This is a genomic window from Limnohabitans sp. (assembly GCF_017848645.1).
GTDB lineage: Bacteria > Pseudomonadota > Gammaproteobacteria > Burkholderiales > Burkholderiaceae_C > Limnohabitans_A.
In genome coordinates, this window is sequence record NZ_JAFEIF010000052.1 from 32,351 (window position 1) to 48,783 (window position 16,433).

At 62.3% G+C, this 16,433-nt stretch carries 14 protein-coding genes and 2 pseudogenes; 7 read left to right on the forward strand and 9 right to left on the reverse strand.

Going from position 1 to position 16,433, the window contains the following annotated elements; translation table 11 throughout:
• The first annotated feature begins 51 nt into the window (after positions 1 to 51).
• On the forward strand, positions 52 to 1,797 hold the full coding sequence (locus tag QZ190_RS12275; protein WP_291916704.1) for a proline--tRNA ligase: 1,746 nt from the start codon (positions 52 to 54) through the stop codon (positions 1,795 to 1,797).
• Positions 1,798 to 1,865: 68 nt separating this feature from the next.
• Positions 1,866 to 2,513, forward strand: a complete 648-nt coding sequence (locus tag QZ190_RS12280; protein WP_291916706.1) for a lytic transglycosylase domain-containing protein — start codon at positions 1,866 to 1,868, stop codon at positions 2,511 to 2,513.
• Between the two features lie 209 nt (positions 2,514 to 2,722).
• On the opposite strand, the pseudogene QZ190_RS12285 reads toward QZ190_RS12280, so the two are convergent.
• Both QZ190_RS12285 and QZ190_RS12290 read right to left on the reverse strand, forming a co-directional pair.
• Positions 2,723 to 2,965, reverse strand: a pseudogene (locus tag QZ190_RS12285) (ATP-binding protein); the annotation flags it as partial.
• 286 nt (positions 2,966 to 3,251) lie between these two features.
• A complete protein-coding gene (locus QZ190_RS12290; protein ID WP_291916708.1) occupies positions 3,252 to 3,590 on the reverse strand; it encodes a hypothetical protein in 339 nt (112 codons plus the stop codon).
• Positions 3,591 to 3,723: 133 nt separating this feature from the next.
• On the opposite strand from QZ190_RS12290, the gene QZ190_RS12295 reads away from it, so the two are divergent.
• Together QZ190_RS12295 and QZ190_RS12300 are read left to right on the forward strand one after the other, a co-directional pair.
• Positions 3,724 to 5,595 carry a hypothetical protein gene (locus QZ190_RS12295; protein ID WP_291916709.1) on the forward strand — a complete coding sequence of 624 codons (1,872 nt, stop codon included), beginning with the start codon at positions 3,724 to 3,726 and terminating at the stop codon, positions 5,593 to 5,595.
• A 40-nt stretch (positions 5,596 to 5,635) separates the two neighbouring features.
• On the forward strand, positions 5,636 to 6,199 hold the full coding sequence (locus QZ190_RS12300) for a PDZ domain-containing protein (RefSeq protein ID WP_291916711.1): 564 nt from the start codon (positions 5,636 to 5,638) through the stop codon (positions 6,197 to 6,199).
• A 168-nt stretch (positions 6,200 to 6,367) separates the two neighbouring features.
• Here QZ190_RS12300 and QZ190_RS12305 read toward each other — a convergent pair whose 3' ends face one another.
• From QZ190_RS12305 to QZ190_RS12315, 4 genes and pseudogenes are all read right to left on the reverse strand, one after another.
• Positions 6,368 to 8,527 carry a hypothetical protein gene (locus tag QZ190_RS12305; RefSeq protein WP_291916713.1) on the reverse strand — a complete coding sequence of 720 codons (2,160 nt, stop codon included), beginning with the start codon at positions 8,525 to 8,527 and terminating at the stop codon, positions 6,368 to 6,370.
• Between the two features lie 312 nt (positions 8,528 to 8,839).
• A complete protein-coding gene (locus QZ190_RS12310) occupies positions 8,840 to 9,634 on the reverse strand; it encodes a hypothetical protein (protein WP_291916715.1) in 795 nt (264 codons plus the stop codon).
• A 504-nt stretch (positions 9,635 to 10,138) separates the two neighbouring features.
• Positions 10,139 to 10,528, reverse strand: a pseudogene (locus QZ190_RS18145) (hypothetical protein); the annotation flags it as partial.
• On the reverse strand, positions 10,529 to 11,146 hold the full coding sequence (locus QZ190_RS12315; RefSeq protein WP_291916716.1) for a ricin-type beta-trefoil lectin domain protein: 618 nt from the start codon (positions 11,144 to 11,146) through the stop codon (positions 10,529 to 10,531).
• A 182-nt stretch (positions 11,147 to 11,328) separates the two neighbouring features.
• On the opposite strand from QZ190_RS12315, the gene QZ190_RS12320 reads away from it, so the two are divergent.
• The 3 genes from QZ190_RS12320 (at position 11,329) to QZ190_RS12330 (ending at position 14,577) form a co-directional block, all read left to right on the forward strand.
• On the forward strand, positions 11,329 to 11,976 hold the full coding sequence (locus tag QZ190_RS12320; RefSeq protein WP_291916717.1) for a response regulator transcription factor: 648 nt from the start codon (positions 11,329 to 11,331) through the stop codon (positions 11,974 to 11,976).
• A 107-nt stretch (positions 11,977 to 12,083) separates the two neighbouring features.
• Positions 12,084 to 13,928 carry a hypothetical protein gene (locus QZ190_RS12325; protein WP_291916719.1) on the forward strand — a complete coding sequence of 615 codons (1,845 nt, stop codon included), beginning with the start codon at positions 12,084 to 12,086 and terminating at the stop codon, positions 13,926 to 13,928.
• Between the two features lie 163 nt (positions 13,929 to 14,091).
• On the forward strand, positions 14,092 to 14,577 hold the full coding sequence (locus tag QZ190_RS12330) for a hypothetical protein (protein WP_291916721.1): 486 nt from the start codon (positions 14,092 to 14,094) through the stop codon (positions 14,575 to 14,577).
• Between the two features lie 59 nt (positions 14,578 to 14,636).
• On the opposite strand, the gene grxD is transcribed toward QZ190_RS12330, so the two are convergent.
• From grxD to QZ190_RS12345, 3 genes are all read right to left on the reverse strand, one after another.
• On the reverse strand, positions 14,637 to 14,960 hold the full coding sequence (gene grxD / locus QZ190_RS12335) for a Grx4 family monothiol glutaredoxin (protein WP_053171770.1): 324 nt from the start codon (positions 14,958 to 14,960) through the stop codon (positions 14,637 to 14,639).
• An 85-nt stretch (positions 14,961 to 15,045) separates the two neighbouring features.
• Complete coding sequence (gene prmC / locus QZ190_RS12340) at positions 15,046 to 15,903, reverse strand: peptide chain release factor N(5)-glutamine methyltransferase (protein ID WP_291916724.1); 858 nt, start codon at positions 15,901 to 15,903, stop codon at positions 15,046 to 15,048.
• On the reverse strand, positions 15,903 to 16,433 hold a 531-nt coding region (locus QZ190_RS12345; protein WP_291916726.1), incomplete at its 5' end, for a peptide chain release factor-like protein. The genes prmC and QZ190_RS12345, both read right to left, overlap by 1 nt.

The window sequence follows — 16,433 nt, forward strand, 5'->3', positions numbered from 1 at the left end:
GCTGGCTGTTGGATGTTTCCCTGATCCCCTTGTCTGAGTTAGCCCGTCGCGATGAAAGCCTCCCAATTTCTCATTTCCACCCTCAAAGAAGCTCCAGCCGATGCCGAGGTGGTCAGCCACAAGCTGATGACCCGGGCGGGCCTGATCAAGAAACTGGGCGCGGGCATCTACAACTACATGCCCATGGGCTTGCGTGTGATCCGCAAGGTCGAGGCCATCGTGCGCGAAGAAATGAACCGGGCAGGTGCCATCGAGATGACCATGCCCGTGGTGCAGCCCGCAGAGCTTTGGCAGGAAACGGGCCGTTTTGACAAGATGGGCCCCGAATTGTTGCGCATCAAGGACCGCCACGGCCGCGATTTCGTGATCCAGCCCACCAGCGAAGAGGTGGTGACCGACGTGGTGCGCCAGGAAGTGCGCAGCTACAAGCAGCTGCCCAAGAACTTCTACCAGATTCAGACCAAATTCCGCGACGAGCGCCGCCCCCGCTTTGGCCTGATGCGTGGGCGCGAATTCACCATGAAAGACGCCTACAGCTTCGACCGTGACGTGGCCAGCGCCAAGGCCAGCTACCAGGTCATGGCCGGGGCTTACCGCAAGATCTTTGACCGCTTTGGCTTGACCTACCGCGCCGTGGCCGCCGACAGCGGTGCCATCGGGGGTGACTTGAGCGAAGAGTTCCAGGTGATCGCCGCCACAGGCGAAGACGCCATCGTGTATTGCCCCAGCAGCAGCTACGCCGCCAACATCGAAAAAGCCGAGGCCCTGGCCCCCAGCCAGCCACGCGGTGCGGCCACGCAAGCCCTGACGAAAACCGCCACGCCCGGCAAGAGCACCTGCGAAGACGTGGCAGTCTTGCTGAATGTGCCGCTTTCTACCACCGTCAAGTCGCTGGTGCTGGCCACCGACACCCTGAACGAGCAGGGCGAGATCGTCAAATCCCAAGTCTGGCTCTTGTTGCTGCGCGGTGACCACGACATGAACGAAGTCAAGGTCGGCAAGTTGCCCGGCATGGAAGGCGGCTTCCGCTTTGCCACCTTGGCCGAAATCGAAGACCACTTTGGTTGCAAGCCGGGTTACCTCGGCCCGCTGAATTTAAAGAAGCCCGTGCACTTGGTGGCCGACCGCGACGTGGCCGTCATGGCCGACTGGATCTGCGGTGCCAATGAGCCAGACTTCCACATCACCGGCGTCAACTGGGGCCGCGACCTGCCCGAGCCCGCTTTGGTGGCCGACATCCGCAACGTGGTGGTGGGCGACAAGTCGCCCGACGGCCAGGGCGAGCTGGCCATTGAGCGCGGCATCGAAGTGGGCCATGTGTTCTATTTGGGCACCAAATACTCCAAGGCCATGAACGCCACTTTCCTGGACGAAACCGGCAAACCGCAGTTTCTGGAAATGGGCTGCTACGGCATCGGCATCACCCGCTTGCCCGCCGCCGCCATCGAGCAAAACCACGACGAGCGCGGCATCATCTGGCCCGACGCGATTGCACCCTTCACCGTGGTGGTTTGCCCCATTGGCATGGACCGCAGCGAAGCCGTCAAGCTTGAAGCCGAGCGCATCTACGCCGCCTTGTTGGCCGATGGCGTGGACGTGATCCTGGACGACCGGGGCGAGCGCCCCGGTGCCATGTTCGCCGACTGGGAGCTGATCGGTGTGCCGCACCGCGTCACCATTGGCGACAAGGGCCTCAAAGACGGTCAGGTCGAGTACCAGCACCGCCGCGATGCCGAATCGAGCAAAGTGGCTGTGGCCGACATCCTGGCCCACATCCGGGCGCGACTGGCCGCCTGAACCATGGGGGCCTAGTGGCCGCAAAGTCTGGCACCCCCGATCTTGAAGGCAGGTCTGACCTGTCCGTCATGCCCTCAGGTCTGACCATGCCCAGCCGCCGGGCACTGCTGCATTGGGCTGCTGGCTATGTTGCTGGATGTGGCTCCGGTCTCTGGAGCACGGGCGTTTGGGCAGGCCCGCAGATCGAAGAGCCTTTGTCGCATGCCGTGCGCACCGCGCTGAGCGCAGCAGTGGCCGCTGCGGCCCCGCCTGAGCCGCTGCTGCCCGACGCCCAAGCGCAAAAGATCTATGACGATTGGCTCCACCATGCCAGTCAGCGCCTGGCGCGGTACAAAAAACACGCCGCTGAACGGCAAGAATTCCTGCAAACCCTCTGGTACGAAGCCCGCCGGGCCGGTTTGCCGCTGTCTTTGGTGCTGGGCGTCGTGCAGGTCGAGAGCGGTTTTCGCAAATACGCCATCTCGAGTGCCGGGGCGCGTGGCTACATGCAGGTCATGCCGTTTTGGGCGCGCCTCATCGGGGACGGCGACGACGGCCGCCTGTTCCACATGCAGACCAACCTGCGCTTTGGCTGCGTCATCCTGCGCCACTACCTCGACCGCGAACGCGGTGACCTGTTTCTGGGCCTGGGCCGCTACAACGGCAGCCGGGGGCTGGCAGTCTACCCACAGGCGGTGCTGGCGGCGCAGCGGCAGTGGGTGCATGTGGCGGATTGAAATGAATTTAACTGTCATGAATCGACAGCGACGCGCAGAATCATGAAAGAAACTTGAGGGTGGATGAGCCGAGGGGATAGACCGAGAAACTTCTTTGGGGCCCACAACCCAGATGCTTAACTTGGCACCCTGATGGCCAGTCTAAATTCCCGCAGGCAGCGCAGCCAGATTAAGACGTTTCCGGATGGAGGACCAAGCGTGCTGCAAGCCTACTTGAGTCTGTAGCTCTTGCCCTCAAACTCCAGGATCACGCAGCGGTGCATTAGCCTGTCCAAAATCGTGCTGACCATCTTGACATCCACCAGATACTTGCCCCAGTCCTGCACCACCCGGTTCGATGTCGCCACCAACGCTCGGCGCAGCTTGTAGTGCTGATGCACGATGGCCTGCAACACCTCTGCTGCCTCCGCCGTGATTCGCTTGGCCAGAAACAAATCGTCCACGATCAGCAAATACGGTAAAAGCCGCTGTCAGCGCGCAATAGGCCCATCTTGGTCTGCCCCAGGTTGTACAGGGTGGCCTCGATGAAGCTTTCGAAGTTGTTGCTCGATACCGCGTTGCCCGGTCGTAACCAGAAGTTGGCCACCAAGCGGCAGTGGCCACAAACGGGTGGTTTGACTGGCCTTTGTTCTTGGCGTTGTAGCCCTTGGCTGCACCCTCAATCTGGTTGCCCCAGCGTGTCAGAACCGTGGAGTCCACGTCCAGGGTAATGGGGTTCAGGCGCAAGATGTCAAACAATCAGCGGTAACTGCTCGCTGGCACGCGGGTGGCAATGGGCTGGTCAATGCGCTGGAACAGCCTGATGATGGCTTTGTGGCCAGCGGCGTTGCCCCAGCCAAACAGGCGCACCAAGGTGGCGTCCAGTCGGGTGATGTCGGCATGGGCAAAACGGGCCGCGCCACACCAGATGCTGACCATCATTTGCACGATGAGGTGTTCGGGGCGGTAACCCCGATTGGAGCCCGGTGGCGGCAAATCCCAGCTTTGCACGGCCTGTCTGAAGCCCATGCCATCGATCAAGATAGCAGCTCGGGGGCTAATGGACAATCCCGGTTTAAAGATCAACAAGGTCTTCATGGGGCCTCAGGGAGGGCCATCAATGATCAGTCGCCCAGGGGCCTTCAACCAATTTTCGGATACCTGATTTAAGCGATGCAGGGCATTGATTGGATTGGTAATGTTCCACAGTGGTTGACCGATGCGATGCGCCTTGTCCTTGAAGTTTGCTGAATTGGCCCGCAGCATCGGAGCCCAATTAACCGATTCAGGTGGCAACATGAAATTGCGCGATTTCTCGTGGACAGTTCTTGGTCTGCTTGCTTCAGTGTCCGTGAACTCACAACAGTTGCGCGACGCTCGAATGCTGGCCACCGAGGTCGACGTCAGCCAAGAGGCTACCCTGTTGCTGAGCCTGGATAAAACTTCGGCCACCGTGTGGTGCGGCCTGAGAGTCGATTTCGGCAACGGCAGGGATCAGAACCTGCGGGTCGGGGAACGCGGCGAGACGGACTTGCAGATGCAGGTCAGGTACCGCTACCCGACCCCTGGTCTTTACACGCTGAGGGTTTCCGGTGCTGCGCTCATGCGTGGCCTGCGTTCCGTCGTGGCCTGCGAAGGAGGCGAAAGATCCTTTCTGGTGCGTGTCACTGATCGAGGCGCAGCGCATGTGCCTGCTGCCCTTGGTGCACAACTGCCCCCGCGCGGAGTGTCCGAGTATCCGGCACTGGTTCAACCCCCATCACCGGGCCCGGCCTATACGCCGATGCAGGGTACGGCGCAAGGCGTCGCCCTGCCCCCGCCCGCTATGCTTCCCGCTCCCGCAGCCTATCCCACCGCGCCGACCCAACCCGCTGCGCCAGCGGTTCAGTGGGTGCACGGGGCTGGGCCAGGCACGCCGCCTTCTATCCCTGCGCAGCAGTCCGGCCAGTCGGTATGGGCGCCTTACACACCGCCCGGCATGCCCACGATGCCCCAGGCACCGCCCGATCCCGGAATCGGTTCTCCGGGGCCGGGCCCTTATCCAGCTGCGCAATCGGCCAGCCCTATGCCTCCCCCGCCTGTCTATGGGTATGCGGGCGCTGCACCCGGCGCCGCCGGGGGGCAGTTGATGCACGACTGCGGCCCCAATCCCGATGCGGCTTGCGTCGCCAAGACCGTGGCCGAGACGGTCGTCAAGCTGAGGGAGATCTTCGGGAAGAAGAAGTCGGGGTCGTCCAACACGGAAGCGGCCATGCCCTATTCATCGGGCGGCTACGTGCCGCCTCCTCCGGCAGTCCCGCCCCCGCCAATGAACGCAGGTCTATTCGTCGATGGTGTGGCAACCCGGCCCAACGTCCCGGTTGCCTTGCCTGCCAATCCGGCTGTTGCGCAGGTGGATGCCACTCCGCAGAGGCAAGTACCACCGGGTGCGACCCTGCCATGGCCCGCCATTCCCCGCGGGGCTCGCACACCGATCGAAGGGGCTTTCTATGTGCAGCGCACCTACATGACGATGGGCGGGGGCATCTCGCTCAACCATGAATCCTATTTCTTCACTTCCAATGGCCGCTTTTCCAATTCTCCATCGGGAGGGGTGAATCTTGCTGCGCTGGCGGCGCAGCCGGCCGCCAGCCGGTACGAGGGCAGTTACTGGATCGAAGGTCAGGAGCTGGTCATGGCCTGGGCTGACGGCAGCAAGCCCTGGCGCTCCAAGTATGAGGGTGATGCCCGGAGAATCGTCATCGGCAGTTCATTTGCTTCCCGCCAGTCACCATTTCCACGCGGCTGGCGGCTTGAGGGCAGTTATGAAGGCGGCTCCTCCATCGGCGGAGGGACTTCCTCTTCGAGCACCATCCGTTTCCGTCGTGATGGAACATTTACCCGAGGCAGCAGCGTGGCGATTGTCAGCAGCACAAGCCGTTCTGACGTGACGGCCGGTGGATCTGCTGCAGGGGGTGGTACCTACGAGTTTGACGGTTTCATGTTGACCCTGCGTGAGAACGGTGCCGAGCGAAAGTACACGGTGTTTGCCTTTGGCGAGCGTGATGCTGCGGGTCGGCCTGAACACATCTTCAACCAGGGTCTGATGATGAAGCGGCAATGAGCGTTGGGTTTTGACATTGGCCTTAACTTGGAAAGGCGTGATGGACATGGTGCAGGGTCTAACCTTCGGTCGCGTGGTCTGGCATTGGGCAGCCTGGTGGATGCTGTCAGGCATCGTGCTGTCGTTCTCGGCAAAGGCGAATGACCTCGCGGGTGCGAGCGATATGGGTGCGCTGTCGAGACAGTTTGAAAGTGCGTGGCATCAGGTCGCGGGCAGACCGCCGCCCATCGGTGTCGCGCTGGCACCGTTGATCGAAGTTGAGCGAACACAGCTCGGAGTGACAGATGGCCGAGGCGTTCGCATCACGGCCGTGCTGCCGGGCAGCACGGCCGAACGCATGGGACTCAAGGCCCGCGACATCGTGCTGGCGTTCAACGGTGTTCCGGTGCATTCCCCCCAGGAACTGGCGCAGGCAGTGTCCATGCGGGATCCACATGTGATGCCCGTGGTGGAGTTGCATGCGACATCGGCTGGTGCAGCACCAGCACCATGGCCGGGCGCGGTGAATGCACCAATCACCGACTGCGGGCCCAACCCGACCCTGGAATGCTCTGCTAGGCTTTTGCGTGATTCTTGGCGCCAGCTGCGCGATGCCTTGCGCTGAGCAGCGGACAGGGTCTCCCTCTTCGGGATTTGAGGCCATCTGAGGCTTGAGGTTGCCCCCTAGCAGAGCCTGCAGAAGTTATGCCTCCAGTGCCGGCAGGTTCAAATCAGCGCGAATCAACTCGGTATGGCCAGCACTGCAGATCGGGGGGCCTCGATCCAGGTCTTGTCATTCACACACTCCGTAATGTTCACTGGCGTTGGTTCGCTTGGTTTCGATGGCCCAGACCACAAGCTTTCGTCGCTGATGATCAACTTCGGCGGCGGCCATCTCGGCGGCGTGCGCGGCTCTGGCAGTTTGCAAAGCGGTGTTGCGAGCAAGTTCATCGACACGCGCGGCTGCTACTTCGGCTTCGATGGCCACCCGTCGCGGGTCTACAGGCCAATACTGATAAGCCTCCCGGTATTTCGCCTGCGCCCATTGATGCCATGCGTCGATGTATGCCTGCTTCTCGGCCTCGACGCGATTCATCTCGGCACGACGCTTGTCTCGCCAGGCCTCCCAGTCTGCAACACTTCTCTGCGAGCCCTGCAGCTCCGAAGTGTTTGAACATCCAGGCTGGGCGAACAGCGCTGCAGGCGGGAACGCGAGCACCTGAATGGCCGTGATCGCGCTCGCGTTGCACCAGCCCTCTTGCTTAAATCGCCCGCTCTTGCAGAACGCCTTGTCGTGGATCTCCAGCTTGGTGCCTGAAGGCGCGCTCAGACGACGTGTCTCCGCTCGCTCGACGGTTGAACTTCGTCGAAGGTCGTCATTCACGCCAAGTCGGCCAGGTAGCAAGCTGGGGCGTGAATTGCCGACAGGGCTAAGGTTATCCTGCTGATCGTTCGACGAGTAAGGGCCAAAGGTCTCTGTCCAGACCCTGTCCTGAGCGGTGTCAAAGACGGCCTTGCGCCATTCACGGGCACAAACCTTGTTGTCCCACCCCGCAGGGTAGCCGGCCAGGGCATCCACACCCATCCAGATGGAGGCATCTCCCGGCGCTGGCTTGCAGAAGTGCCCATCCCCGGGCCTTCCCTGGTCCCACAAGGTCCGGCAGCACGAATCGTGCAATATCGAACCCACGGACACCTTGACCTTGATCGTGCAGTCGTCATTCACCTCAGGGGTGGGCCATTTCTTCCAGGTGAACTTTCCGTCGGCCTGATCCTTGCATCCACTCCCGATAGCCCCGAAACAGCGCTCACGGTTATCGATCTTCGCGGGGTCGAGTTGCACCTGAGACCGCTCGCACCGCGCAGGAGCTTTGGCTTGCTGGCTCTCTCCTTGGTAGAAACGTGGCGGCGTCGGGGGTGGAGTAGCGCCGGCCTGTGCGGCCGCCAGTGTGGGCGAGACCAGGTTCTGCCAGTACCACTGGCGGTTCTGGGCTTGTCGGATCCAGCGGTCCATGCCGGCGCGGCCGCCACCTTCGCGGCCGACCGAGCAGTCGTTGACAGCGCCTTTCACCGGGGCGCTGTTGGCGTCGGTGAACACTTGCGCCAGCACGGGGTGGTTGCGGATCTCCGGCGCAAAGATGTCGCGCAGCACCTCGCTGGCAACCTGGGCGTTGCATTGCGAGCGCAGGTCCTGCGCCAGTGTGGGCGAGACCAGGTTCTGCCAGTACCACTGGCGGTTCTGGGCTTGTCGGATCCAGCGGTCCATGCCGGCGCGGCCGCCACCTTCGCGGCCGACCGAGCAGTCGTTGACAGCGCCTTTCACCGGGGCGCTGTTGGCGTCGGTGAACACTTGCGCCAGCACGGGGTGGTTGCGGATCTCCGGCGCAAAGATGTCGCGCAGCACCTCGCTGGCAACCTGGGCGTTGCATTGCGAGCGCAGGTCCTGCGCCAGTGTGGGCGAGACCAGGTTCTGCCAGTACCACTGGCGGTTCTGGGCTTGTCGGATCCAGCGGTCCATGCCGGCGCGGCCGCCACCTTCGCGGCCGACCAAGCAGTCGTTGACGGCGCCTTTCACCGGGGCGCTGTTGGCGTCGGCGAACACTTGCGCCAGCACGGGGTGGTTGCGGATCTCCGGCGCAAAGATGTCGCGAAGCACCTCGCTGGCAACCTGGGCATTGCATTGCGAGCGCAGGTCCTGTTTTTGAGCTTGAGCCGGCTGCTGCAACTGCGCCAATGCGGGCGAGACCAGGTTTTGCCAGTACCACTGGCGGTTCTGGGTCTGTCGGATCCAGCGGTCCATGCCGGCGCGCCCGCCGCCTTCGCGCCCGGACCTGCAGTCATTGATGGCGGCCTTGACCGGAGCACTGTTGGCGTCGGCGAACACTTGACCCAACAAGGGGTTGCTACGGATCTCGGAATCGTAGATATCCTTCAAGACCTGGCTGGCATTCATAACATTGCACTCAGCCTCCAAGGACCGCGACCTCTGCCTTGCCTCCAAACCCTGGTGCAATGGCGTTGACGGGACGATCGGCTTGGGTGACTGGGCCACCGCAACGAGTGGCCCGAGCAACGAAGTGCATACGATTACTGACAACAACTTGTTCATGGCTTTGCCTCGAACCTTCGATGATGGGGGGTGGTCTGGTGGGCAAACGACTGTTGACGGCTCAGGAGCCTTGTTTCATGAGGCCTTTCCAAGGCCTGCCGATCCGCCCTCATGCGTTTCTCCCCGTTGAGCGCAGGAAAGGAGGCCTGGCGATCGTCATTTGCCCGGGGGGGTGCCCTCGAGGTAGTAGCCCAGAGTCCGCTCTCCCAGCGTCAGCAGCATCTGGTCCCACTCGGCGTTGACTCGGGCCTCGCGTACAAAGCCCAGTCGGTTTGCCTCGGTGCCGCGGAACACAAGCGTATGGCGACTGCCATTGGGCAAGGTGGCGAACCCGGTGAGTTCGTAGTCGGCCGGCGGAAGGTTGTGGAACGTCGTGGTGCTCTGACGGTAAGTCTGTCTTCCTTCAGGCGACATCCGATCGATGTCGCGCTCGATGGTGGTCTCGGAGAGCGGTCTGCCGTCGAACGCGGGCGTCAGGGGGCGCAGCCTCAGCGTGATCCGGGTGCCCTCAGGGATCTCGCGTGGCGCCCGGTCCATGTTCACCAGGTGACCCTGGTCGGTCATGTCGACGCGCCAGCCGCCTGGCTGGGTGGCGATTCGCATGCCGTACCAGTGGGTGTGGTTGCCCGGCTGCGGCCCCTGGGCCAGGCCATTGGGCGTGGGCCCACTGACTTTCCAGACGAAGTCCTGCACCATCCCTTCGGCGGCGTCCCGAGATCTCGTGGCGAGGTCGCCCACCGGCTCCAGCGGACGTTGGAAGGTTCGACCCTGGTGGCGCACGGTGACGAAGCCCTTGCTGAACCGGTATTGGCCCTCTGCCAGCGCTTGCCTGTAGGTTCCGTCCGGGCGGATGATGGGCTCGTAGGTCACATTTCGTCCGGCCGAACTGACGCCGTTGATCCAGATCTGCGTGCGCTCCACCGACGGGGGGATTGGCGAGCCATCGGGCATGGTGATTCGGCCTGTGGCAAACCCCCTCTCCGGGCGCCCGGCCCGGACGGCCGAGGCCGTTCGGACCGGAGCGGGAGCCTGTGCTGCGGCGGCCGGCGGGCCGGGCGGGAAGGCTTCGGCCTGACGCGCCGGTGCGACCGGTGGTGTCGCGCCGCCCTGGACCGGCGCTGCTGCGATGCCCGGTGCAGCGCCGCCCAGGTTGGCCGTGGCCGCTTGGGGCGCAGAGGTCGGGCCTGCCGTGAGTGCCTGGGGTACGGTCTGCATGGGAGCGGGGATGGGTACAGGGGCAGGCATCGCAGGCGCCTGTGCCATCCGCCCAGGCGCGGTGGTGTCTATGGCAGGTACTCCCGGGCCCTGTTGGGGCAACGGCTGCGGGGGAGCGAGCCGCTGCGGCTGACCCTCGAAGAACTGCCCTGAAAAAACTTCCCTCCCTTGGGGATCGAGCAGACGACCAGCGCCCGTCATGGCACCTACACGGAACTCACCGACGTAACGCCTGTTGTCTGCCGTGGTGAACACGCCCTGACCGTCCATGCGCCCTTGCCGAAAATTACCGGTGTAGCTGCCTTCTTGACTGCGCAAAAGTCCCATGCCATCAAATTGACCCCAACGGAAGTCACCCATGTACTTAATGCCTGAGTTACGGTCTTCCATCACACCCCGGCATTCATGCCAGCTTCCGGCGGGTTGTGACAAAGGACACTCGGGCAACACGCCCGTGTTCTGCGCCCCAACAGCCTGGGGCAAGAACACCAGGCAAATTGCCAACGGCATGACGCTTCGAACGACATGACCCGGGCACTTGATGCACCATAGCCAAGCAGTACGGGGATGGACTCTGAAATCGAAGTGCATCATGGGTGAACTAACTGTCTCCGTGGGCGAATTGATCATTCAGTTCATGCCGCCTGCCGAAATCAGCGTTGCCCCGTCAAGGCCAATGAGGGATCCTCCTGTGGCCTGAATCAGACCTGGTGGCAACTGTTGCAACTGCGCAGGCGTCAGCGGCAAAGGCTGACCGGGGCGGGCCGAGCGGGCGGCGTTCTCGATGGTCTGTCTGGTCCCTGGATCACGCACTTGGGACAGTACGCTGGCCAAATTCACAGGCCGGTGCACCTTCCAGGTCTGGTTGACCGCGCCCGAACAGGACCAAGCCATGACACGCACACCCGCTCCGCGGCGATTGCCCTCGACATCGGCGCACCAACCCAGCTCGTTGTTGAGCCGTCCATTTCGGTAACCCCAGGTCTGCGATTTGTCGCCCTGTCTGCACGATTCCCAGTTCAGTGGCTGGTTGCCGTTGCGACCGGTCAGGCACAGATTGTCCATGCGGATTGCGCCATAGCCTGAGAAACCGTTGATGGGTGTCTGCCCCCGCCAGTCCGCCGTCACGGCTGCGTTGCCGTTGCGATGGAGCATGTAGCCAGAAGACGATGACAGGTACAGGACGGGCTGGGCCTGGACCAAGGCCGTAGACGACAACAGAAGGACTGCAAACAGATTGTTTTTCATGAATGTCTCCTGAGAAAGTGTGGAAGGAATTCAGACCCTCGAAACAAGCATCCAAGGATGGACAGCCTGCTCTGGGTTCATTCTGGGCACGATGGCCTGCCCACACATCCCTTGAATCAGGGATCCGGACGTCACCGCAAGCAAAGCTTGCGGCTTAAAATTAATTGCAACTGCTGCCTGCCATGAAGACCCTGCTCATCGTTGAAGACGACCGTGCCTTGCGCGAGCATTTGCTGTTCGATGCGGGCTCCGGCACGCCAGGCTGGCAAGTGCTGGCGGCTGATAGTCTGGGAGCTGCACGTCAGTGCCTGCGGGCCCAAAGACCCGATGCAATGTTCGTCGATCTCGGCCTCCCAGATGGCGATGGGATTGAACTGATCCAACAATGCCATACGGCCTGGCCTTCCTGCGACATCCTCGTCATCACTGTCTTTGCCGACGAGCAACGCGTCATCCGATCGCTCGAGGCTGGTGCTTGCGGGTACATCCTCAAGCCCGATCTGCCGATCTATGCTGGACGCCTGGTGGCCACCATTGATGCCGGCGGTTCTCCGCTGAGCCCGTCGATTGCACGCGGTCTCATCGACCGCCTGCATACGCCAAAATCCAAGCCTACACTGGCTACCGACAGCGAAGCCCTGTCGGCACGCGAGCAGGAAGTTTTGTCGCTTTGTGCACGCGGCTTTCGTTATGCAGAGATTGCCCAGTTGCTGGGCCTGTCCACGCACACCGTGAACGCGCATCTCAAGAATGTTTACCGCAAGCTGGCGGTCAACTCGAAGGTTGAGGCCGTGTTCGAAGCCCGCCGCAGCGGGCTGATCGACTCTTGAGCCATGGCTCCTGCTCGAAGGCTTCACAGCGCTGCAGGGCCGATGGCTGCTTTCCTTTGCACACCAACCTCTAGGCAAGCGCCAACACACAAACCCTTCAGCCTGTCATGACAGCTGTGATAAAAACCCGATTATGGTCAGCATGGATTCGCGCATGGGCCTTGGTGTGCGGCCTTTGGCTTGCGAGCGACGGGCAGGCACTGGCCGGGGCCCCTGACCCTGCGCTGTACAACGTCCCTGAAATAGCATTCTGCGAAACCGGTGCCGGTCATGACACCACCGGCTGCCGCTGGCAGAGCGTCAAGCTGCCACACCGCTGGACGCCCTCGACGGGCGAATCCGGCCAGGGCGTGTACTGGCTGCAATGGCCGCAGGCACCCACAGGGCAAACGGCCTTGCTGGCACGGCGTCTGTCCCTGCATGGCCAGCTTCAGTTGCCGGATGGTACGCGGGTGCGACCTAATTTTCCGGACGGCAAACTCTGGCGTTACTGGCCGGTGGTGTTCATGATGCCCGTCCCAGAGGGCACGCCAGAGGGACCATTTGAAGTGCTGCTGCAGGTGGAAGGCCATGCGGCTATGAAAAACGGCCTGGGCGATCTGCATTGGGGCGATGAGGCAGCCGTACGGGTTGTGCAAGCCCGTCAGCAGTTCGAGCGCGTGACGAGCGTGTTGGCGCTGGCGGCCGCTTCGGTTCTGGCCGGTTTGCTGGGCCTGGTGCCGAGTCATTTTCGCCATAGCGCGGGCCAGATGATGTTCTGCATCGCAACCCTGTCGCTGATCGCTGGCCTGCGTATGGGACTGAACTTTGTCACCGACCCGCCGCTGGACTGGCAGCCCTGGTCGGCCTTGAACCTGTCGATGCTGACCGCCATCAGCGTGCTTGAAATCAGCGTGCTGGCGCTGTACTTGGTGCGGCACTCCCTTCGGGTTCTGCTGGCGGCTCTGTGCACCTGGTTGGTTCTGAGTCTGAGCTTCTTCAACTTGCCAGCTGGCTGGATCTACCGGGTGGCGGAAACCGGCTTCATGGTTTTCACCCTGACCGCTGTGCTGCTGCTGACGGTCCTGGTGCTGCGACTGAGAAAACGCCCCGAGGCTCTGGGTTGGAGTCTGGTGCTCATCTACCTGCTCCTGATCGGTCTGACCATCCACGATCTGGCTCTGCACCTGAGTCGTGCATCCATCTCCGGTGGCTACCTGTTGATCTGGTTGATGCCGGTGCTGCTGATGTTGATGACTGGGCTGATGATGCGTCACCTGGACCAACAGCACCTGCTAGAAAACGCCCTGCAACGCGAGACAGTACAACGCGAAGACTTGCTACGCGATCTCCACGACGGCATTGGCAGCCGGCTGGTGGCACTGGCTTTCCATGCCCGTCAGATTCAGAGCAACAGTCCCCTGGCCGAGGAAATTCAGTCTCTGATGCGGGAGCTGCAGCTGATTCAGGGGGCGGTTCGCACCGCCCCCAAAACCCTCGGCGCGGTGCTGGCCGATGCGCGGCATCTGTACGCGCATCTGGGCGGTGGCCAGCTGCCCCTGCACTGGGACATCGACGAGGACTGCGCCGGGCTGACCCTGCAGGCCGAACAGGTGATCGCCGTGCATCGCATCCTCGATGAAGCGGTGGCCAACGCACTCAAGCATGCCCAGCCCCAAACGATCCAGGTCCAGCTCTCGCCCGCAAAGCCCCCATGGTCGGCCCGTCTGACCATCGACAATGACGGTCACGGTCACTTCGAACACCGTGCTTCAGGAGGTCTGCGCAACATTGCGCTGCGGGCGCAGCGAGCGGGCCTTGATCTGAGAGCTTATGAAGTGGGCTCCATCAAGCGTGTGGAAGTTTGTTTGGCGCACAAGCAAACCCCGACCTGGTATGGCCAACTGTTGTTGATGTGGCAACGCGGACAGCCAGGTCGGGATGCTCAGAGTTCGGTTTCTGACCTCAAATGAAGTGTCTGCTGATGCTCTCTGGACAAAATGTCAGTGACTTTTGACAGTGCGCGGCTGGTTCGTCTGCACCAGCCTTTGACTGTCAACGGCACAGCGCTCCGATGGCTAATGAAAATGTTGTATCCAATTGATGTACGGCCTTAATTGGGTGCTGGCGGTTTGCTTGCTTCGCTCGGATCGCCACCATTGGCGTTGGGAACTGATGCCGCGTTTGCGGGTGCGCCAGAACCGGGCTTACGAAATCTGGTGGGCCAGCCTGCGTTTTGTACTCAGTCTTTTGGTCCCACTTGCACTGGTGGGCTTGCTGATGGATTGGGCTTTGGGCGGTTCATTGCAGGACAGTTTGCAGAATCTGGGGCGTGTGTGGCGCTGGTGGGCTGTGGAATTGCTGGTGGCCACCGCCATGGCGGTTTGGGTGCGCTCGCTGCACTGGCGGCGTTGGCCAGATGGTCTGGGGCTGCTGCTGCTGGTGATGTCTGGCTTTATCTGGATGCTGACCGACAGCGGCAGGCAGTTTTGGGCGCTGCGCAACATGGGCCACGAATTGCTGCTGATGCTGGTGGGCGCAGCACTGCTGTTCCAGGCCAACCGCAATTTGGAAAGGTTCGGATTGCCAGACTGGCGGCAAATGACAGCCTCGGGCCCCTGAGGCTGACGGGCCGCAAAAAAGCCACCCGAAGGTGGCTTTTGGCTTGGGTGGTAGTCCGATCAGGCTTGGCCGTTGATCACTTGCTGCAGTTCGCCCGATTCGTACATTTCCATCATGATGTCCGAGCCGCCGATGAACTCGCCCTTGACGTAGAGCTGGGGGATGGTGGGCCAGTTGCTGTATTCCTTGATGCCCTGGCGGATTTCAGCGTCGTCCAGCACGTTCACGGTCTTGACAGTTTTGGGGTCCACACCGACGGCTTTGAGGATCTGGATGGCACGGCCGGAAAAACCGCACATGGGGAAGCTGGCGCTGCCCTTCATGAACAGTGTGATCTCGTTGCCTTTGACGAGTTCGTCGATGCGTTGCTGGGTGTCGCTCATGGTGTTGCTCCAAATGGGGTCGGTATCGAATGGGGTGAATTATGTCTCTGATTGAAAGTCTGCCATTTTCACAGGGATGTTGCTGTCACTTCGGCATGGCCGCGCCCGTGCAGCGCTCCATGCCGCCCAGATCGCGGCGCGACTGCACCTGCTCAAAGCCGGCCTCGCGCAGCAGCGCCTGCACCGGGGCCGCCTGGTCCCAGCCGTGTTCGAGAAGCAGCCAGCCGCCTAAGGTCAGACAGGCGGGGGCTTGGGCGATGATTTGGCGGATGTCATCCAGGCCGTCGGGGCCGCTGGTCAGTGCCTCCAGGGGCTCGTGCGTCAGGGCGGCCAGGTGCGGGTCGCCATCGGCCACATAGGGCGGGTTGGAGACGATGAGGTCAAAGTGGCCTGTGTGCTGAACATCTACCGCGTCCAGCCAGTCGCTGGCGATGAATTTCACACCCAGCTGCAAGCGGGCGGCATTGGCGCGGGCCACGGCCAGGGCGTCTTCGCTGGCGTCCACGGCCCACACCGTGGCATTGGGGCGGGCGTGTTGCAAGGCCAGGGCCACCGCGCCGCTGCCCGTTCCCAAGTCCAAAATGCGGGGCGAGTGTGTTTCAGGTGTGGATTCGGGCAGACACGCCAGAGCCCAGTCCACCAGGGTTTCGGTGTCGGGGCGCGGGTCCAGCACACGGGCGTCTACGGCCAGCGTGAGGCCAAAAAAATCCTTGCGCCCGGTGATGTAGGCCACGGGCTCACCCTGCAAGCGGCGCTTGAGCGCGTCTTGCCACGCGGCGACTTGCACTGGCGCCAAGGTGTCGCTGTCGTGGGCCAGCAGCCAGGCGCGGTCGTGCAGTGGGCGCTGCAGGCTGTGCAGCAGCAAGATCTGCGCGTCCACCCTTTCCAAGCCGCTGGCTTGGGCTTGGCGCAGACACGCCACGACGGTCTTTGTGTTTTGCATCAGGCTGTGGCCCCGATTTCCAGCGCTGCCAGCTGTTCGGCCGCTTCGTAGCTTTGCAGCGCGTGCACCACGTCCTGCAAATCGCCCTCCATGATGGTGAGCAGCTTGTACAAAGTCAGGTTGATGCGGTGGTCGGTGAGGCGCCCTTGCGGGAAGTTGTAGGTGCGGATGCGGTCCGAGCGGTCGCCGCTGCCGATCAAGCTTTTGCGTTCGGCCGCGTCTTTGGCGGCGCGCTCGGCCCGGTCTTTTTCCTGAATGCGCGCAGTGAGCACTTTCAGAGCTTGTGCCTTGTTGCTGTGCTGGCTGCGGCCATCTTGGCATTCGGCCACGATGCCGGTGGGCAAGTGGGTGATGCGCACCGCTGAATCGGTTTTGTTGATGTGCTGCCCGCCCGCACCGCTGGCGCGGTAGGTGTCGATGCGCAAATCCGAGGGGTTGATCTTGATGGCCTCGGCCTCGTCCGGCTCGGCCAGCACCGCCACGGTGCAGGCGCTGGTGTGGATACGGCCTTGGGTTTCGGTGGCGGGCAC